Genomic DNA, 315 nt, shown 5'->3' with positions numbered 1-315 from the left:
GGTGGGTTGTTGCCCGCTATCACTGGCACCACATTGATGCTCACCGTAGCCGTGTCACACAAACTTGGACTGCCATTGTCACAAATGCGGTACGTAAACTTATCTGTTCCTGTAAAGTTCGCATTCGGCGTATAAACAAACGTACCATCTGGGTTCTGACTCACCGTTCCGTTGGTCGGATCAGTCAATTTCACTGGACTGCCCAAGGTTGCATTGCCATCTGGGTCGCTGTCGTTGGCCTTCGCGTTAATCGTCACTGGGGTGCCTACTTCCGTCTGCGTATTGTCATCCACCGCAATTGGCTTGTCGTTGCCT

At 51.7% G+C, this 315-nt stretch carries 1 protein-coding gene; it reads right to left on the bottom strand.

Annotated elements, in window-relative coordinates; genetic code table 11:
• Nucleotides 1-315: cadherin-like domain-containing protein (locus AC23P2_RS31340; RefSeq protein ID WP_487776828.1), on the bottom strand; the 315-nt coding region annotated here is incomplete at both ends.

The organism is Runella sp. R0.1_18 (assembly GCF_057652155.1).
Note: the sequence above shows the minus strand (reverse complement) of the source record. Positions and strands in the feature narration are given on the sequence as shown.